General features: G+C 68.0%; 11 protein-coding genes and 1 tRNA gene. 8 read left to right on the forward strand and 4 right to left on the reverse strand.

Annotated elements, in window-relative coordinates:
- Position 1 precedes the first annotated feature (1 nt).
- Positions 2 to 1,045, reverse strand: coding sequence for a tRNA preQ1(34) S-adenosylmethionine ribosyltransferase-isomerase QueA (gene queA / locus ACTWJ5_RS25510; protein ID WP_009616153.1), 1,044 nt, complete (start codon positions 1,043 to 1,045; stop codon positions 2 to 4).
- A gap of 103 nt (positions 1,046 to 1,148) precedes the next feature.
- Here queA and ACTWJ5_RS25515 point away from each other — a divergent pair.
- The 3 genes from ACTWJ5_RS25515 (at position 1,149) to ACTWJ5_RS25525 (ending at position 3,230) form a co-directional block, all read left to right on the forward strand.
- A tRNA-Leu gene (locus tag ACTWJ5_RS25515) sits at positions 1,149 to 1,234 on the forward strand.
- A 133-nt stretch (positions 1,235 to 1,367) separates the two neighbouring features.
- The gene (locus ACTWJ5_RS25520) at positions 1,368 to 2,813 is read left to right on the forward strand and encodes a SulP family inorganic anion transporter (RefSeq protein WP_444436791.1); all 1,446 of its coding nucleotides are present in this window, start codon (positions 1,368 to 1,370) and stop codon (positions 2,811 to 2,813) included.
- Between the two features lie 90 nt (positions 2,814 to 2,903).
- Entirely contained in the window at positions 2,904 to 3,230 is a 327-nt protein-coding gene (locus ACTWJ5_RS25525) for a hypothetical protein (RefSeq protein WP_249919006.1), read from the forward strand.
- Between the two features lie 93 nt (positions 3,231 to 3,323).
- On the opposite strand, the gene ACTWJ5_RS25530 is transcribed toward ACTWJ5_RS25525, so the two are convergent.
- A complete protein-coding gene (locus ACTWJ5_RS25530) occupies positions 3,324 to 4,865 on the reverse strand; it encodes an EAL domain-containing protein (RefSeq protein ID WP_444436792.1) in 1,542 nt (513 codons plus the stop codon).
- Positions 4,866 to 5,033: 168 nt separating this feature from the next.
- Between ACTWJ5_RS25530 and ACTWJ5_RS25535 the strand changes: the two genes are divergently transcribed.
- Complete coding sequence (locus tag ACTWJ5_RS25535; protein ID WP_074979044.1) at positions 5,034 to 5,546, forward strand: RDD family protein; 513 nt, start codon at positions 5,034 to 5,036, stop codon at positions 5,544 to 5,546.
- Positions 5,547 to 6,217: 671 nt separating this feature from the next.
- On the opposite strand, the gene lptG is transcribed toward ACTWJ5_RS25535, so the two are convergent.
- Complete coding sequence (lptG, locus tag ACTWJ5_RS25540) at positions 6,218 to 7,285, reverse strand: LPS export ABC transporter permease LptG (RefSeq protein ID WP_074979046.1); 1,068 nt, start codon at positions 7,283 to 7,285, stop codon at positions 6,218 to 6,220.
- A complete protein-coding gene (gene lptF / locus ACTWJ5_RS25545) occupies positions 7,278 to 8,402 on the reverse strand; it encodes an LPS export ABC transporter permease LptF (protein ID WP_074979048.1) in 1,125 nt (374 codons plus the stop codon). The genes lptG and lptF overlap by 8 nt, the downstream gene beginning before the upstream one ends.
- A 200-nt stretch (positions 8,403 to 8,602) precedes the next feature.
- Between lptF and ACTWJ5_RS25550 the strand changes: the two genes are divergently transcribed.
- The 4 genes from ACTWJ5_RS25550 to ACTWJ5_RS25565 all read left to right on the forward strand — a co-directional run bounded on the left by ACTWJ5_RS25550 (position 8,603) and on the right by ACTWJ5_RS25565 (position 14,415).
- Positions 8,603 to 10,090, forward strand: a complete 1,488-nt coding sequence (locus ACTWJ5_RS25550; RefSeq protein WP_444436793.1) for a leucyl aminopeptidase — start codon at positions 8,603 to 8,605, stop codon at positions 10,088 to 10,090.
- A gap of 34 nt (positions 10,091 to 10,124) precedes the next feature.
- Positions 10,125 to 10,553: a DNA polymerase III subunit chi gene (locus ACTWJ5_RS25555; RefSeq protein WP_074979052.1), complete on the forward strand. Its 429-nt coding sequence runs from the start codon at positions 10,125 to 10,127 to the stop codon at positions 10,551 to 10,553.
- A gap of 15 nt (positions 10,554 to 10,568) precedes the next feature.
- Entirely contained in the window at positions 10,569 to 10,940 is a 372-nt protein-coding gene (locus ACTWJ5_RS25560) for a hypothetical protein (RefSeq protein ID WP_009616139.1), read from the forward strand.
- A 625-nt stretch (positions 10,941 to 11,565) separates the two neighbouring features.
- Positions 11,566 to 14,415 (forward strand): valine--tRNA ligase, encoded by a 2,850-nt coding sequence (locus ACTWJ5_RS25565; RefSeq protein WP_444436794.1) that lies wholly within the window; start codon positions 11,566 to 11,568, stop codon positions 14,413 to 14,415.
- The last annotated feature ends 383 nt before the right edge of the window (positions 14,416 to 14,798 follow it).

Genomic DNA, 14,798 nt, shown 5'->3' on the forward strand with positions numbered 1-14,798 from the left:
ATCAGTCCTCGGGCCCGCGCGGCGCGGGGTTGCGGGTGATGAACATGGCATCGCCGTAGCTGAAGAAACGGTACTCGTGCTCCACCGCCGCAGCGTAGGCGGCCATGGTCTGCGGGTAGCCGGCGAAGGCCGAGACCAGCATCAGCAAGGTCGACTCGGGCAGGTGGAAGTTGGTCACCAGGGCATCGACCACATGGAAGGGCCGGCCCGGGTAGAGAAAGATGTCGGTGTCGCCGCTGAACGGCTTGAGCTGGCCGTCGCGGGCCGCGCTCTCCAGCGAACGCACGCTGGTGGTGCCGACGGCGATCACCCGGCCGCCACGGGCGCGGCAGGCGGCCACGGCGTCGACCACGTCCTGGCCGACCTCCAGCCACTCGCTGTGCATGTGGTGGTCTTCGATCTTCTCCACGCGCACCGGCTGGAAGGTGCCTGCGCCGACGTGCAGGGTGACGAAGGCGGTGTCCACGCCCTTCTCGCGGATGGCCGCCAGCAGCCCTTCATCGAAATGCAGCCCGGCGGTGGGCGCGGCCACGGCGCCGGCGCGCTCGGCGTAGACGGTCTGGTAGCGCTCGCGGTCGGCGGCCTCGTCGGGCCTGTCTATATAGGGAGGCAGCGGCATGTGCCCGACCCGCTCCAGCAACGGCAGCACGTCCTCGGCGAAGCCCAGTTCGAACAGCGCGTCGTGGCGCTGCAGCATCTGCGCCTCGGCGCCGCCGTCGATGAGGATCTTCGAACCCGGCTTGGGCGACTTGCTCGAACGCACGTGGGCCAGCACGCGGCGGCTGTCCAGCACGCGCTCGACGAGGATCTCCAGCTTGCCGCCGGACTCCTTCTGGCCGAACAGCCGCGCCGGGATCACCCGGGTGTTGTTGAACACCATCAGATCACCCGGCCGCAGGTATTCCAGCAGGTCGGCGAAGTGACGGTGGCTGAGGGCGCCGCTCGGCCCGTCCAGCACCAGCAGGCGGCTGGCGCGACGTTCGGCGAGCGGATGGCGGGCGATCAGGGCCTCGGGCAGATCGAAATGGAAGTCGGCGACGCGCATGGGGTATATCTCGAAGGGCCGGATATATTACTGGAATTGCGATGGCATCGCCACGCGGGTGGATTGACCGGTACCGAGGGCCTCCCTATACTGCCGCGCCATTGCCTCGGTGGCGGAATGGTAGACGCGGCGGATTCAAAATCCGTTTCTGGCGACAGAGTGAGAGTTCGAGTCTCTCCCGGGGCACCATCCAGATTCCCAGTGAATCTCGGAACACCAGAAGAACCGGCCCTTGAGCCGGTTTTTTGTTGCCTGCGCGCACCCGCGCGACGCCTTGCGCACCGCCCGCGACCGCCCATTGCGGTCCAACTTCAGGAACGCCATGAAACCCGCCCGTCTGCGCGCCGACATCCTGGCCGGCCTCACCACGTCCTTCGCCCTGGTGCCCGAGTGCATCGCCTTCGCCCTGGTGGCCCACCTCAACCCGCTGATGGGCCTGTACGGCGCCTTTTTCATCTGCACCCTCACCGCCCTGTTCGGCGGCCGGCCGGGCATGGTTTCCGGGGCCGCCGGCTCCATGGCCGTGGTGATAGTGGCGCTGGTGGTGCAGCACGGCGTGCAGTACCTGCTGGCCACCGTGCTGCTGGGCGGCCTGGTGATGATCGCCTTCGGCCTGCTGCGCCTGGGCAAGCTGGTGCGCATGGTGCCGCACCCGGTGATGCTGGGCTTCGTCAACGGCCTGGCGATCGTCATCGCCCTGGCCCAGCTGGAGCACTTCAAGACCGGCGGGGCCTGGCTCGGCGGCGCGCCGCTGTACCTGATGCTGGGCCTGGTGGCGCTGACCATGGCCATCGTCTACCTGCTGCCGAAGCTGACCCGCGCGGTGCCGCCGGCGCTGGTGGCGATCCTCGGCGTCGGCCTGCTGGTATACCTGCTCGGCCTGCCCACGCGCACCCTCGGCGACATGGCGCACATCGCCGGCGGCCTGCCCGCCTTCGCCCTGCCGCAGGTGCCGTGGAACCTGGAGACGCTGCGGATCATCGCGCCCTACGCCATCCTCATGGCGCTGGTCGGCCTGCTGGAAACCCTGCTGACCTTCAACCTCACCGACGAAATCACCCAGAGCCGCGGCTACCCGGACCGCGAGTGCGTGGCCCTGGGCGCGGCCAACATGGTCTCCGGGGTGTTCGGCGGCATGGGCGGCTGCGCCATGATCGGCCAGACCATGATCAACCTCGGCTCCGGCGGCCGCGGGCGGGTTTCCGGGGTGGTCGCCGGGGTGATGATCCTGCTCTTCGTGCTGTTCCTCTCCCCGCTGATCGAGCGCATCCCGCTGGCGGCGCTGGTCGGGGTGATGTTCGTGGTGGCCCAGCAGACCTTCGCCTGGGCCTCGCTGCGGGTGCTGAACAAGGTGCCGGCGAGCGACGTGCTGGTGATCATCGTGGTGACCGTCATCACCGTGTTCACCGACCTGGCCACCGCGGTGCTCTGCGGCATCGTCGTCGCCGCCCTGGACTTCGCCTGGAAGCACGCCCGCGAACTCTACGCCGACAGCCACCTGGAGGCCGACAGCAGCAAGCTCTATCGCCTCCACGGCACGCTGTTCTTCGCCTCCACCACGACCTTCCTGGAGCAGTTCGACCCGACCGGCGACCCGCCGCAGGTCACCCTGGACTGCCGCCACCTGAGCTTCGTCGACTACTCGGCCATCGCCGCGCTGAAGACCCTGCGCGAGCGCTACGCCAGGGCCGGCAAGCACCTGCGCGTGGTGCACCTGTCCGAGCGCTGCAAGCAGTTGCTCAAGCGTGCCGGGGTACAGCACGGCTGATTCGGACGTTCTTCCGAAAATGACCGGCAGCGCTGGCGCGCCGGGAACCCTGTGGAATAATGCCGCCCCTTTTTTGACTAGGAGGTCCACATGGTCACTCACTTCCTGATTGGCACCAGCCAGGCCGCTTGCGGCCGCAGCGACCCGAACGTGGCGGGCTCGCAGGATGTCGCGCAGGTCAGCTGCAAGACCTGCCGCCGCACCAACGCCTTTACCCAGGCGCAGGAAGCCACGGGCACCGCGCCCGCCGTTCCGAGCCCTGCGCCGGCTGCGGCGCCGAAGGGCAAGCAGCCCGCCCGCGCCCCGGCACAACCCGGCCGCGACGCCGCCCGGCAAGCCTGGCAGGCCCGCCTGAGCGCCCTGTCCGGCAAGACCCGCCTGCCCCGCGGCAGCCGCCGCGCCCAAGCGTACGTCTGATCGCCGCTGCGCTGCCGGCGGTGCCCGCTGGGCGCCGTCGGCATGCATAGGCTCGGCATCTTTACGGGCCACGCAGTTCGGCGCGCCGCCGCCCTAGACGCCTGTACGGACGCGGCGCTCCAGTTCGGCGACGAACTCCGCCAGCGGCATCGGCTTGCCGAACAGGTAGCCCTGCAGGCAGGGCACGCCGCGGGCCACCAGGTAGTCGCGCTGCGCCGGCGTCTCGATGCCTTCGGCGATGACCTGCAGGTCCAGGCGGTCGCAGAGGTCGAGGATGCTGTCGAGGATGTGCCGGGAGCGGCTGTCGTCGTCGACGGTGGCGACGAAGCTCTTGTCGATCTTCAGGGCGTCCACGCGGAAGCGGCGCAGGTAGGCCAGACTGGAATGGCCGGTGCCGAAGTCGTCTATCGCCAGGGTCACGCCCAGGTCGCGCAGGCAGCCGAGCAGGTCGTCGGTGGGGGTGTCGATCAGTTCGCGCTCGGTCAGCTCCAGCATCAGTTGCACCGAGCCCACCGGGAAAGCGCCGAGGAAGTCCAGGCAATCGGTCAACAGGCTGCTGCTGCGGCAATTCACGGCGCTGACGTTGACGCCCAGGTGGAAGCCGTCGCCCAGCAGGTGCGCGTGCTTAGGCAACTGGGCCGCCAACTGCTGCAAGAGCGCGCGGGTCATGGGCACGATCAGGCCGCTCTGCTCGGCCAGGGGGATGAAGATGTCCGGGCTGACCAGCCCCGCGCGCGGGTGGCGCCAGCGCATCAGCACCTCGGCGCCGATCCAGCGGCCGCTGGCGGCGTCCACCAGCGGCTGGAGGAAGGGCACGAACTCGCCGGCGTACATGGCCCGCTCGATCTCGCGGGCAGGCGTCGCCGCACGCCCCAGCATCCAGTGGCAACCGAGGCCGAACAGCCCGCCGAGCACCGCCAGCATGGCGAACAGCGGCCAGTAGTCGTCGCGCATCACACCCCACTGGGCGCCGGCCGGGAAGCCACCGACCACCTGGTAGGGAAAGCGCGTCGAGGCCTGCTGCGTCTCGGCCAGGGGGAAGGCGTCGGGCGCGCCCTCGTGCACCTCGCCCGCCTCGTCCATCCAGCGCGGGCCGACCCGGACCAGCAGTTCGCTGCGCTGGTCCACCAGTTGCAGGACGTTGCTCAGGTAGCGCCCGTCCACCGCCGCCAGCACGGCGGCGGGACCTTCGGCCAAGCGGTACACGATCAGCGCGAAGTCCGGCGTCACCGCATTGCCGGGCAACAGGTTGAGGCGCCCGTCGACGAAATCGGCCGTGTTCACCGCTTCGTCGACGTTGCCGAACAGCGAACTGCAGAACACCCGGCCATCACGCACCAGGTTGACGGTGCGCACGAAGGGCACGGTGGCGACCTGCTCGCGCAGCACCAACTCGGCCGCGGAACAGGGCCCTTCGGCATAGGCGATGGTGGCCCGCGCCGAGCCGGCGGCGTTGCCGAGCATGATGTCGATCAGGTGCAGCGCCTCGCTCGAGGCGAGCCCCGCTTCGCGCTGGAGGCTGACCAGTGTCTGCCAATAGATGATGCCCCCGCCCAGCAGCAGCGGCAGCAGGGCGACCAGCAGGGAAACGCACAGGCGCCAGAGCAGGCGCCGGACTTTGCTCGATCCAGGCATCCGTGTCATCCCGGGCGCCGCCGCTGTCATCGGGCTCGGCGAGCAGCCTGAGCGGGCGCCTGAAACCAGCGTAGATCATTCCGCCTGCGGCACCCTGGCCTCGGTGGCGATCGGCCAAAGGTCGTATAATCCCCGCCCTCGTCCCTGCTCCGAGCGCCGAACGACGCCATGCCCAAAGCCCGACTCCAGCCGGAGGGGAACTTCCCCCCCGCGCCCCTGCTGCGCCGCTTCGCGGCCATGTTCTACGACTTCCTGCTCTGCGTGGCCCTGCTGATGGTGGTCACCCTGCTCTACCAGCAGGTGCTGCTGCGCCTGCTCCTGGGCGGCGAAAAGCTCCGGCAGCTCGCCGACCAGGGCGGGCTGGTCGGCGACCCGCTGCTGTCCAGCCTGCTGTTCATCAGCCTGTTCGCCTTCTTCGCCAAGTTCTGGACGCACAAGGGCCAGACCCTCGGCATGCAGGTCTGGGGCGTGCGCGTGCAGAACGCCGACGGCACGCCGATCAGCCTGATGCAGGCGCTGCTGCGCTTCATGATCGCCATCGGCTCCTGGGCCTGCGGCGGGCTGGGCTTCCTGTGGATGCTCTGGGACAAGGACAAGCGGACCTGGCACGACCGCTATTCGGAGAGCGTGGTGATCCAGATTCCCAAGGCGGTGCGCAAGGCGACGCAGGGGCGGGGGTGAGGCTGGGGCGTTTTTTGTAGGAGCGAGCTTGCTCGCGAAGGGGGTTTTCCGGTGGCTACGGTGTTGGGGGTAAGAGCGCCCTCTCCCCAGCCCTCTCCCTGAAGGGAGAGGGGGCTGTTCGGAGCGGGTGGGGAGTTCGGAGTCATCCTGAAACGTCTAACCCCACCCCGTCATTCCCGCGAACGCGGGAATCCAGTGACTGCGGGGTTCGCGAGCAAGCTCGCTCCTACGAAAAGCAAAAGCAAAAGCGCGTTTGCTCTTGGACTTCCAGAGAAACATCCGCGCACTCCGAAACGCCCCTTCAGAAGGCCGAGCGAAGCCCCCGCTCAGGAGGTCATGCGACATGGATGTCGCGAGAGCCCCGCGGGCTACAGGGACGTACCCTCGGGGCGGGCCTCCGTGGCGGGGGAATTCGCGAGGGTAGCCCGACTCTGTCGGGCCCGTATGTTGGGGCAAGCCTTTTTGGTTCCTTTTGTGGCGTTTGACAAAAGGGACTCGCCCGAGGGGGCGAAACAAGAAGGCCGGGCAGACTCGGAGCGGCGCAGAAACACCCAAGCCAAGGCAGCTGGGTTCCCGCGTTCGCGGGAATGACGGGGGGGGATAGATGGGCGTGCCAGCCATGTAGGACCCGCAGGCCACGCCGAATCACCGGCCCGGCCAACCCCGGGATATCACCCCGCCCGCTTGAGCAACCACGCCCCCAACAACGCACAGATCGCCGCCGGCAACAACACCGCCAACAGCGGCGGGAAGTTGAACACCTGGCTCGACGGCCCCAGCAGATCCTGGGCGATGCGGAAGGTAAAGCCCACCAGCACCCCGGTGAACACCCGCTGGCCGAGGGTCACGCTGCGCAGCGGGCCGAAGATGAAGGAAATGGCCATCAGCACCAGGGCCGCGGTCACCGCCGGCTGCAGCACCTTGGTCCAGAACGCCAGCCAGTAGCGGTTGGTGCTCAGGCCCTGGTCCTTGAGGTAGTGGATGTATTCCCACAGGCCGCTGATGGACAGCGCCTCGGGCTCCATCACCACGGTGCTGAGCAGTTGCGGGCTGAGCTGGATGTTCCACGCCTCGGACGGTGCGCTGACCAGTTCGCTGCGCTTCTCCTGCGGGTGCAGCAGCGTGGTGTTCACCTCTTCCAGGGTCCACTGGCCGTCGCGGAACACCGCGCGCTTGGCGAAGCTGGCGCTCTTGAGCACGTGGCCTTCGGCGAAGTCGTAGCGCGTCACGCCCAGCAGGGTGCCGTCGGCCTGCACCACGTTGATGTGGATGAATTCCTGCCCCTGGCGGTGCCACAGGCCGTTGCGCGAGCTGACCGCGCCGCCGCTGCTCTGCGCCAGGGCACGGTCGCTCTGGGCCTGGGTCTCGGTGTAGGGCACCACGTATTCGCCTATCAGGATGCCGGCGAACATCAGCACCAGCATCGGCTTCATCACCGCCCAGACGATGCGCTGCAGCGACACCCCGGCGGCGCGCATGATGGTCAGCTCGCTGTTGCTGGCCAGGGTGCCCAGACCCACCAGGCAGCCGATCAGCGCGGCCATCGGCAGCATGTCGTAGGCGCGGCTGGGCGCGGTGAGCAGCACGTACTTCAGGGCCACGCCCAGGGTGTAGTTCTCGTCCAGGGCGCCCAACTGGTCGATGAAGGCGAACAGCAGGGCCAGGCCGAGGATCACCCCCAGCACGGCGAGGATGGCGACGAAAATGGTAATGCCGATGTAGCGGTCGAGCTTACGCATGCTTGCGCTCCTTCACGGAGCGTGCGCGCGAGGCCGCCCATTTCAGACTCAGCGGTTCCCAGAAGGCCAGCAGCAGGCCGATGGCCAGGAAGATCGCATGTACCCACCACAGCCCCAGGGCCATGGGGATCTTGCCCTTGTCGAGCATGCCGCGGGCGGCGATCAGCAGCGCCAGGTAGGCCATGTACAGCAGCACCGCCGGCAGCAGCTTGAGGAAGCGGCCCTGGCGCGGGTTGACCCTGGACAGCGGCACCGCCAGCAGGGTGACGATGAACACCAGCAGCGGGATGGAGAAGCGCCACTGCAGCTCCGAGCGCATGCGCGGCTCCTTGCTGGCGAACAGGTCGCTGGTGGGGATGGCGTCGCGGTCGTCGATCTCGCTGCTCACCTCCGGCTTGGGCAGCAGCACGCCGTAGGTGTCGTACCTGATGGCGCGGTAGTCGGCCTGGCCGGGCACGCCGTCGTAGCGGAAGCCGTCCTTGAGGATCAGGTAGCGGCTGCCGTCGGGGTGGATCTGCTGCTGTCCGCTGGTCGCCACCAGCACCGCGAGGCCGCGGTCCTGGCCGTTGCGCGGCGGGTTCTTGTCGGAGATGAACACCCCGCCGAGCTGGGTGCGGTCGTTGCTCAGTTGCTCGGTGTAGGTCACCCGCGAGCCGTCGCGCATCGACTGGAAGCGGCCCGGCGCCAGGGTGTCGAACTCGGTCATGGCGTCCTGCTTGTTCAGGATCAGCTGCATCTGCGCGATGCCCTGGGGTGCCAGCGACAGGCTCAGCCAGGCCACCAACAGGGCGATCAGCGCCGCCGGCGCCATGCTGTAGGCCAGCAGGCGCTGCTGGCTCATGCCGGTGGCGGTGAGCACCGTCATCTCGCTTTCCAGGTACAGCCGGCCATAGGCCAGCAGGATGCCGAGGAACAGCCCCAGGGGCAGGATCAACTGGAGGAAGCCGGGCAGGCGCACGCCCATGATCATGAACAGCGAGCCGGGGTCCAGCATGCCCTGGGCGGCCTGCGCCAGGTACTTGATGAAGCGGCCGCTCATGATGATCACCAGCAGCACGGCGCTCACCGCGCTCATGGTGACCAACACTTCACGGGACAGGTAACGGAAGACAATCAAACCGGGCACTCCAGGGTTGTCACGCTCGGGCGGCTACGCTCAAACTAGCCGCCGTGAGGCACTGCCGGCACGCCCTACGACGGGCCGGTGAAAAATACGCGGCATTATCCTGCGATTCGCCGGGCCTGTCACTGCGCAGACACCGGGACGGGTCGCCGACCACCCGCCACTTCGACCCTTCGCTCCGGGGACACCTTGTCATGGAATTCCTTGTAAAAAGCGTCAGTCCGCAAACCCTGAAGACCGCCACCCTGGTGCTCGCCGTCGGCGAAGGCCGCAAACTCGGCGCCGTGGCCCAGGCCGTGGACGCCGCCAGCGGCGGCGCCATCGCCGCCCTGCTCAAGCGCGGCGACCTGGCCGGCAAGGTCGGCCAGACCCTACTCCTGCAAGCTTTGCCCAACCTTAAGGCCGAACGCGTGCTGCTGGTGGGCGCGGGCAAGGAGCGCGAACTCTCCGACCGCCAATACCGCAAACTGGTTTCCTCGGTGCTCGGCAGCCTGAAGAGCCTGGGCGGCAGCGACGCCGTGCTGGCCCTGGGCGACCTGGCGGTCAAGGGCCGCAACGCCCACGGCAAGGCGCGCCTGCTGGTGGAGACGCTGGCCGATGGCCTGTACGTGTTCGACCGCTTCAAGAGCCAGAAGGCCGACGCGCCCAAGCTGAAGAAGATCACCCTGCTGGCCGACAAGGCCGACGCCCCCGCCGTCGAGCAGGGCGCCAAGGAGGCCCAGGCCATCGCCAACGGCATGGCCCTGACCCGCGACCTCGGCAACCTGCCGCCGAACCTCTGCCACCCCAGCTTCCTGGCCGACGAGGCCAAGGCCCTGGCCAAGGCGCACAAGAACCTCAAGGTCGAGGTGCTGGACGAGAAGAAACTCCGCGAGCTGGGCATGGGCGCCTTCCTCGCCGTGGCCCAGGGCAGCGAGCAGCCGCCGCGGCTGATCGTGCTGCAGTACAACGGCGGCAAGAAGGACGAGGCGCCCTACGCGCTGGTGGGCAAGGGCATCACCTTCGACACCGGCGGCATCAGCCTCAAGCCCGGCCTGGGCATGGACGAGATGAAGTTCGACATGTGCGGCGCCGCCAGCGTCTTCGGCACCTTCCGCGCGGTGCTGGAACTGCAGCTGCCGATCAACCTGGTGGGCCTGCTGGCCTGCGCCGAGAACATGCCCAGCGGCCGCGCCACCCGCCCCGGCGACATCGTCACCAGCATGAGCGGGCAGACCGTGGAAATCCTCAACACCGACGCCGAAGGCCGCCTGGTGCTGTGCGACACCCTGACCTACGCCGAGCGCTTCAAGCCCCAGGCGGTGGTGGACATCGCCACCCTCACCGGCGCCTGCATCGTCGCCCTGGGCGCCAACACCTCGGGCCTGATGGGCAACAACGACGCCCTAGTGCGCCAACTGCTCAAGGCCGGTGAGCACGCCGACGACCGCGCCTGGCAACTGCCGCTGTTCGACGAGTACCAGGAGCAGCTGGACAGCCCCTTCGCCGACATCGCCAACATCGGCGGGCCGAAGGCCGGCACCATCACCGCCGGCTGCTTCCTCTCGCGCTTCGCCAAGAAGTACCACTGGGCGCACCTGGACATCGCCGGCACCGCCTGGATCAGCGGCGGCAAGGACAAGGGCGCCACCGGCCGCCCGGTGCCGCTGCTCACCCAGTACCTGCTGGACCGCGTGAAGTAATGGCAAAGCGCAATCGTTCGATGGGATCGCCGGCATGACGCGGGTCGACTTCTACGTCATCCCCAGCGCCGATCCCGACGCGCGCCTGACCATCGCCTGCCGCCTGGCCGACAAGGCCTGGCGGCAGGGCATGCGGGTGTACCTGCTGTGCGCCGACGAAACTCAGCGCGAGGCCCTGGACGCGCGTCTGTGGAGCTTCCGCAAGGAAGCCTTCGTGCCGCACAACGCCGCCGAGGAAGACGCCCAGGCCCCGGTCACCCTGGGCCTGGGCGAGCCGCCGGCGGGCCGCCGCGACCTGCTGATCAACCTGACGCTGGCGGTGCCGGCTTTCGCCGGCGAGTTCTCGCGCATCGCCGAACTGGTGGTGGAGGAGCCTGCCATCCGCCAGGCGGCGCGGGAGAATTTCCGCTACTACCGCGAGCAGGGCTATCCTTTGCAGGACCATCGCCTGCCGCGCCTCTGACGCTCTACCGGAAAAATGGACAGCCGCAAGCCTCCGCAAGACCCCGACCACCTGCTCGACGACCTGGAGTCGATCCACGACCTGCTCGGCGAGCCGGATGGCGAACCGCCCCTGCTCACCGAATCCTTCGAGCCGGACAACATCCCCCTGCTCTCCGACGTGGTGCAGGCCTCGCCGCGGCCGGCCCCGGCCGAGGAAGAGCCCGAGGACGACCTGCCACCAGCGGGCCACAACCGCGAACAGGCCCGCCTGGACAGCGAACTGCGCGCCGCCGCGCAACTGATCCTGCAGGACGTGATCGACGACTTCGTGCCGCAGATCGAAGCCGAACTGCAGCGCCGCCTGGAAGCGCGCCTGCAAAGGCTGCTGGCGCAGCGCAAGCCTTGACGCCGGCCCATTGCAGGAGCGCGCCCTGCGCGCGAAATCGCGGGCAGGGCCCGCTCCTACAGGTTGACGCCGGACCTCCTGCCCACGCCAAACGGCCCCCTCTCCCTCCGGGAGAGGGCTGGGGTGAGGGCAACGGGGCCAACCCGAAACCCCGCCGTAACGCCCCCTGCCCATTGTAGGAGCGCGCCCTGCGCGCGAATCGCGGGCAGGGCCCGCTCCTACAGGTTGACGCCGGACTTCCCGACCACGCCGAACGGCCCCCTCTCCCTCCGGGAGAGGGCTGAGGTGAGGGCAACGGGACCAACCTGAAAACCCCGCCGTAACGCCCCCTGCCCATTGTAGGAGCGCGCCCTGCGCGCGAATCGCGGGCAGGGCCCGCTCCTACAGGTTGACGCCGGACCTCCCGCCCACGCCGAACGGCCCCCTCTCCCTCTGGGAGAGGGCTGGGGTGAGGGCAACGGGACCAGCCTGAACACCCGCCGTAACCGGCAAACCCCATTTCGCAAGCAGGCTCCCTCCTACGCAAGCCCCCTCCAGCCCCCTGATCGCCGGTGGCCGCCGCCCCTCGGCAGCCGTTATACTCTCCGGTTTTCCGTCTAGCCGCTAACAGGGTCCCGCCGCGCTCATGGACAAGACCTACCAGCCCCACGCCATCGAATCCCACTGGTACCCCACCTGGGAGCAGAACAACTACTTCGCCCCGCAGGGTTCCGGCGAGCCGTACACCATCATGATCCCGCCGCCGAACGTCACCGGCAGCCTGCACATGGGCCACGGCTTCAACAACGCCATCATGGACGCGCTGATCCGCTACCGCCGCATGCAGGGCCGCAACACCCTGTGGCAGCCGGGCACCGACCACGCCGGCATCGCCACCCAGATGGTGGTGGAGCGCCAGCTGGCCGCCCAGGGCGTCGCGCGCCACGACCTCGGCCGCGAGAAGTTCCTGGAGAAGGTCTGGGAGTGGAAGGAACAGTCCGGCGGCACCATCACCCGGCAGATCCGCCGCCTGGGCTCCTCGGTGGACTGGTCGCGCGAGCGCTTCACCATGGACGACGGCCTGTCCAACGCGGTGAAGGAAGCCTTCGTCCGCCTGTTCGACGACGGCCTGATCTACCGCGGCAAGCGCCTGGTCAACTGGGACACCAAATTCCACACCGCCATTTCCGACCTGGAAGTGGAGAACCACGACGAGAAGGGCCACCTCTGGCACCTGCGCTACCCCCTGGCCGACGGCCACAAGACCGCCGACGGCAAGGACCACCTGGTGGTCGCCACCACCCGCCCGGAAACCCTGCTCGGCGACAGCGCGGTCGCCGTGCACCCGGAGGACGAGCGCTACCAGGCCCTGATCGGCACCTTCGTCGAGCTGCCGCTGGTGGGCCGGCGCATCCCGATCATCGCCGACGACTACGTCGACCGCGAGTTCGGCACCGGCTGCGTGAAGATCACCCCGGCCCACGACTTCAACGACTACGAAGTCGGCAAGCGCCACGACCTGCCGCTGATCAACATCTTCGACAAGGACGCCGCGGTTCTCGGCACCGCCCAGGTGTTCAAGCTCGACGGCAGCGTCAACCCGGATGTCGACGCCAGCCTGCCGGCCGCCTATGCCGGCCTGGACCGCTTCGTCGCACGCAAACAGATCGTCGCCGACTTCGAAGCCAAGGGCCTGCTGGAGAAGATCGACGACCACGCGCTGAAAGTGCCCAAGGGCGACCGCTCCGGCACCATCATCGAGCCCTGGTTGACCGACCAGTGGTACGTCTCCACCAAGCCGCTGGCCGAACCCGCCATCGCCGCCGTGGAAGACGGCCGCATCCAGTTCGTGCCCAAGCAGTACGAGAACATGTACTTCAGCTGGATGCGCGACATCCAGGACTGGTGCATCAGCCGCCAGCTGTGGTGGGGCCACCGCATCCCGGCCTGGTACGACGAGGCCGGCAACGTCTACGTCGGCCGCGACGAGGCCGAAGTGCGCGCCAAGCACAACCTCGGCGACGCCAAGCTGCGCCAGGACGAGGACGTGCTGGACACCTGGTTCAGCTCGGGCCTGTGGACCTTCTCCACCCTCGGCTGGCCGGAACAGACCGAATACCTGAAGACCTTCCACCCCACCGACGTGCTGGTGACCGGCTTCGACATCATCTTCTTCTGGGTGGCGCGCATGATCATGCTGACCATGCACCTCATCAAGAACGAGGACGGCACCCCGCAGATCCCGTTCAAGACCGTGTACGTCCACGGCCTGGTGCGCGACGGCCAGGGCCAGAAGATGTCCAAGTCCAAGGGCAACGTGCTCGACCCGCTGGACATCGTCGACGGCATCAGCCTCGACGCGCTGCTGGAAAAACGCACCAGCGGCATGATGCAGCCCAAGCTCGCCGAGAAGATCGCCAAGCAGACCAAGGCGGAATTCCCCGAAGGCATCGCCAGCTACGGCACCGACGCCCTGCGCTTCACCTTCTGCTCACTGGCCTCCACCGGCCGCGACATCAAGTTCGACATGGGCCGCGTCGAGGGCTACCGCAACTTCTGCAACAAGCTGTGGAACGCCGCCAACTTCGTCATCGAGAACACCGATGGCCAGGATACCGGCGTGAACGGCGAGCCGGTCGAGCTGTCCGCGGTGGACCGCTGGATCATCTCCGCCCTGCAGCGCACCGAGCAGGAAGTCGCCCGCCAGCTCGACGCCTTCCGCTTCGACCTGGCCACCCAGGCCCTCTACGAGTTCATCTGGGACGAGTACTGCGCCTGGTACCTGGAACTGGTCAAGCCGGTGCTGTGGGACGAGAACGCGCCCGTCGAGCGCCAGCGCGGCACCCGCCGCACCCTGGTGCGCGTGCTGGAGACCGCGCTGCGCCTGGCGCACCCGTTCATGCCCTTCATCACCGAGGAAATCTGGCAGCGCATCAAGGCCTCCGCGGGCAAGAGCGGCGAGACCCTGATGCTGCAACCCTGGCCGGTGGCCGACGAGGCGAAGATCGACGCCGCCGCCGAAGGCGACATCGAGTGGGTCAAGCAGCTGATGCTGGGCATCCGCCAGATCCGCGGCGAGATGAACATCTCCATGGCCAAGCGCATCGACCTGGTGCTGAACAACGCCTCCCCCGAAGACCACCGCCGCTTGGCCGACAACGAGCCGCTGCTGATGAAGCTGGCCAAGCTGGAGTCGGTGCGCGTGCTCGACGAAGGCGAGGAACCGCCGATGTCGGCCACCGCGCTGGTGGGCGAACTGCAGGTGCTGGTGCCCATGGCCGGGCTGATCGACAAGGCTGCCGAACTGGCGCGCCTGGACAAGGAAATCCAGCGCCTGGAAGGCGAGGTCAAGCGCGTGGGCGGCAAGCTGTCCAACGAAGGCTTCGTCGCCAAGGCCCCGGCCGAAGTGATCGAAAAGGAACGCACCAAGCTCGCCGAAGCCGAGCAGGCGGTGACCAACCTGATCCAGCAGCGCGAGAAGATCGCCAGCCTGTAACAGGCATCATCCACAAGGCCCGCGAATGCGGGCCTTGTGCTTTCTGGCACTGACGTTACGGCCGGCGGCGGATAACCGCGAACGGTTATCCGCCCTACGATTCCAGAGAAGCACGGTCGTAGGAGCGGACCTTGTCCGCGATAGCCCAAGCTACTGGCGCGATTCGCGGATGAGATCCGCTCCTACGCTGCCCCACCTGCGCCATTCCATGTAGGAGCGCGCCCTGCGCGCGAATCGCGGGCAGGGCCCGCTCCTACAGGTACAGGAGAAATGCCGTCGTAGGAGCGGATCTCATCCGCGAATCGCGCCGGCAGGGCCGGCGTTCGGTCCATCGCGTGCGGAGTCCTACCACACCGGCGGGCACGGCTTCTCGTAGGAGCGAG

This window comes from Pseudomonas sp. A6 (assembly GCF_052367875.1).
In the GTDB taxonomy this organism is placed as follows: domain Bacteria; phylum Pseudomonadota; class Gammaproteobacteria; order Pseudomonadales; family Pseudomonadaceae; genus Pseudomonas; species Pseudomonas citronellolis.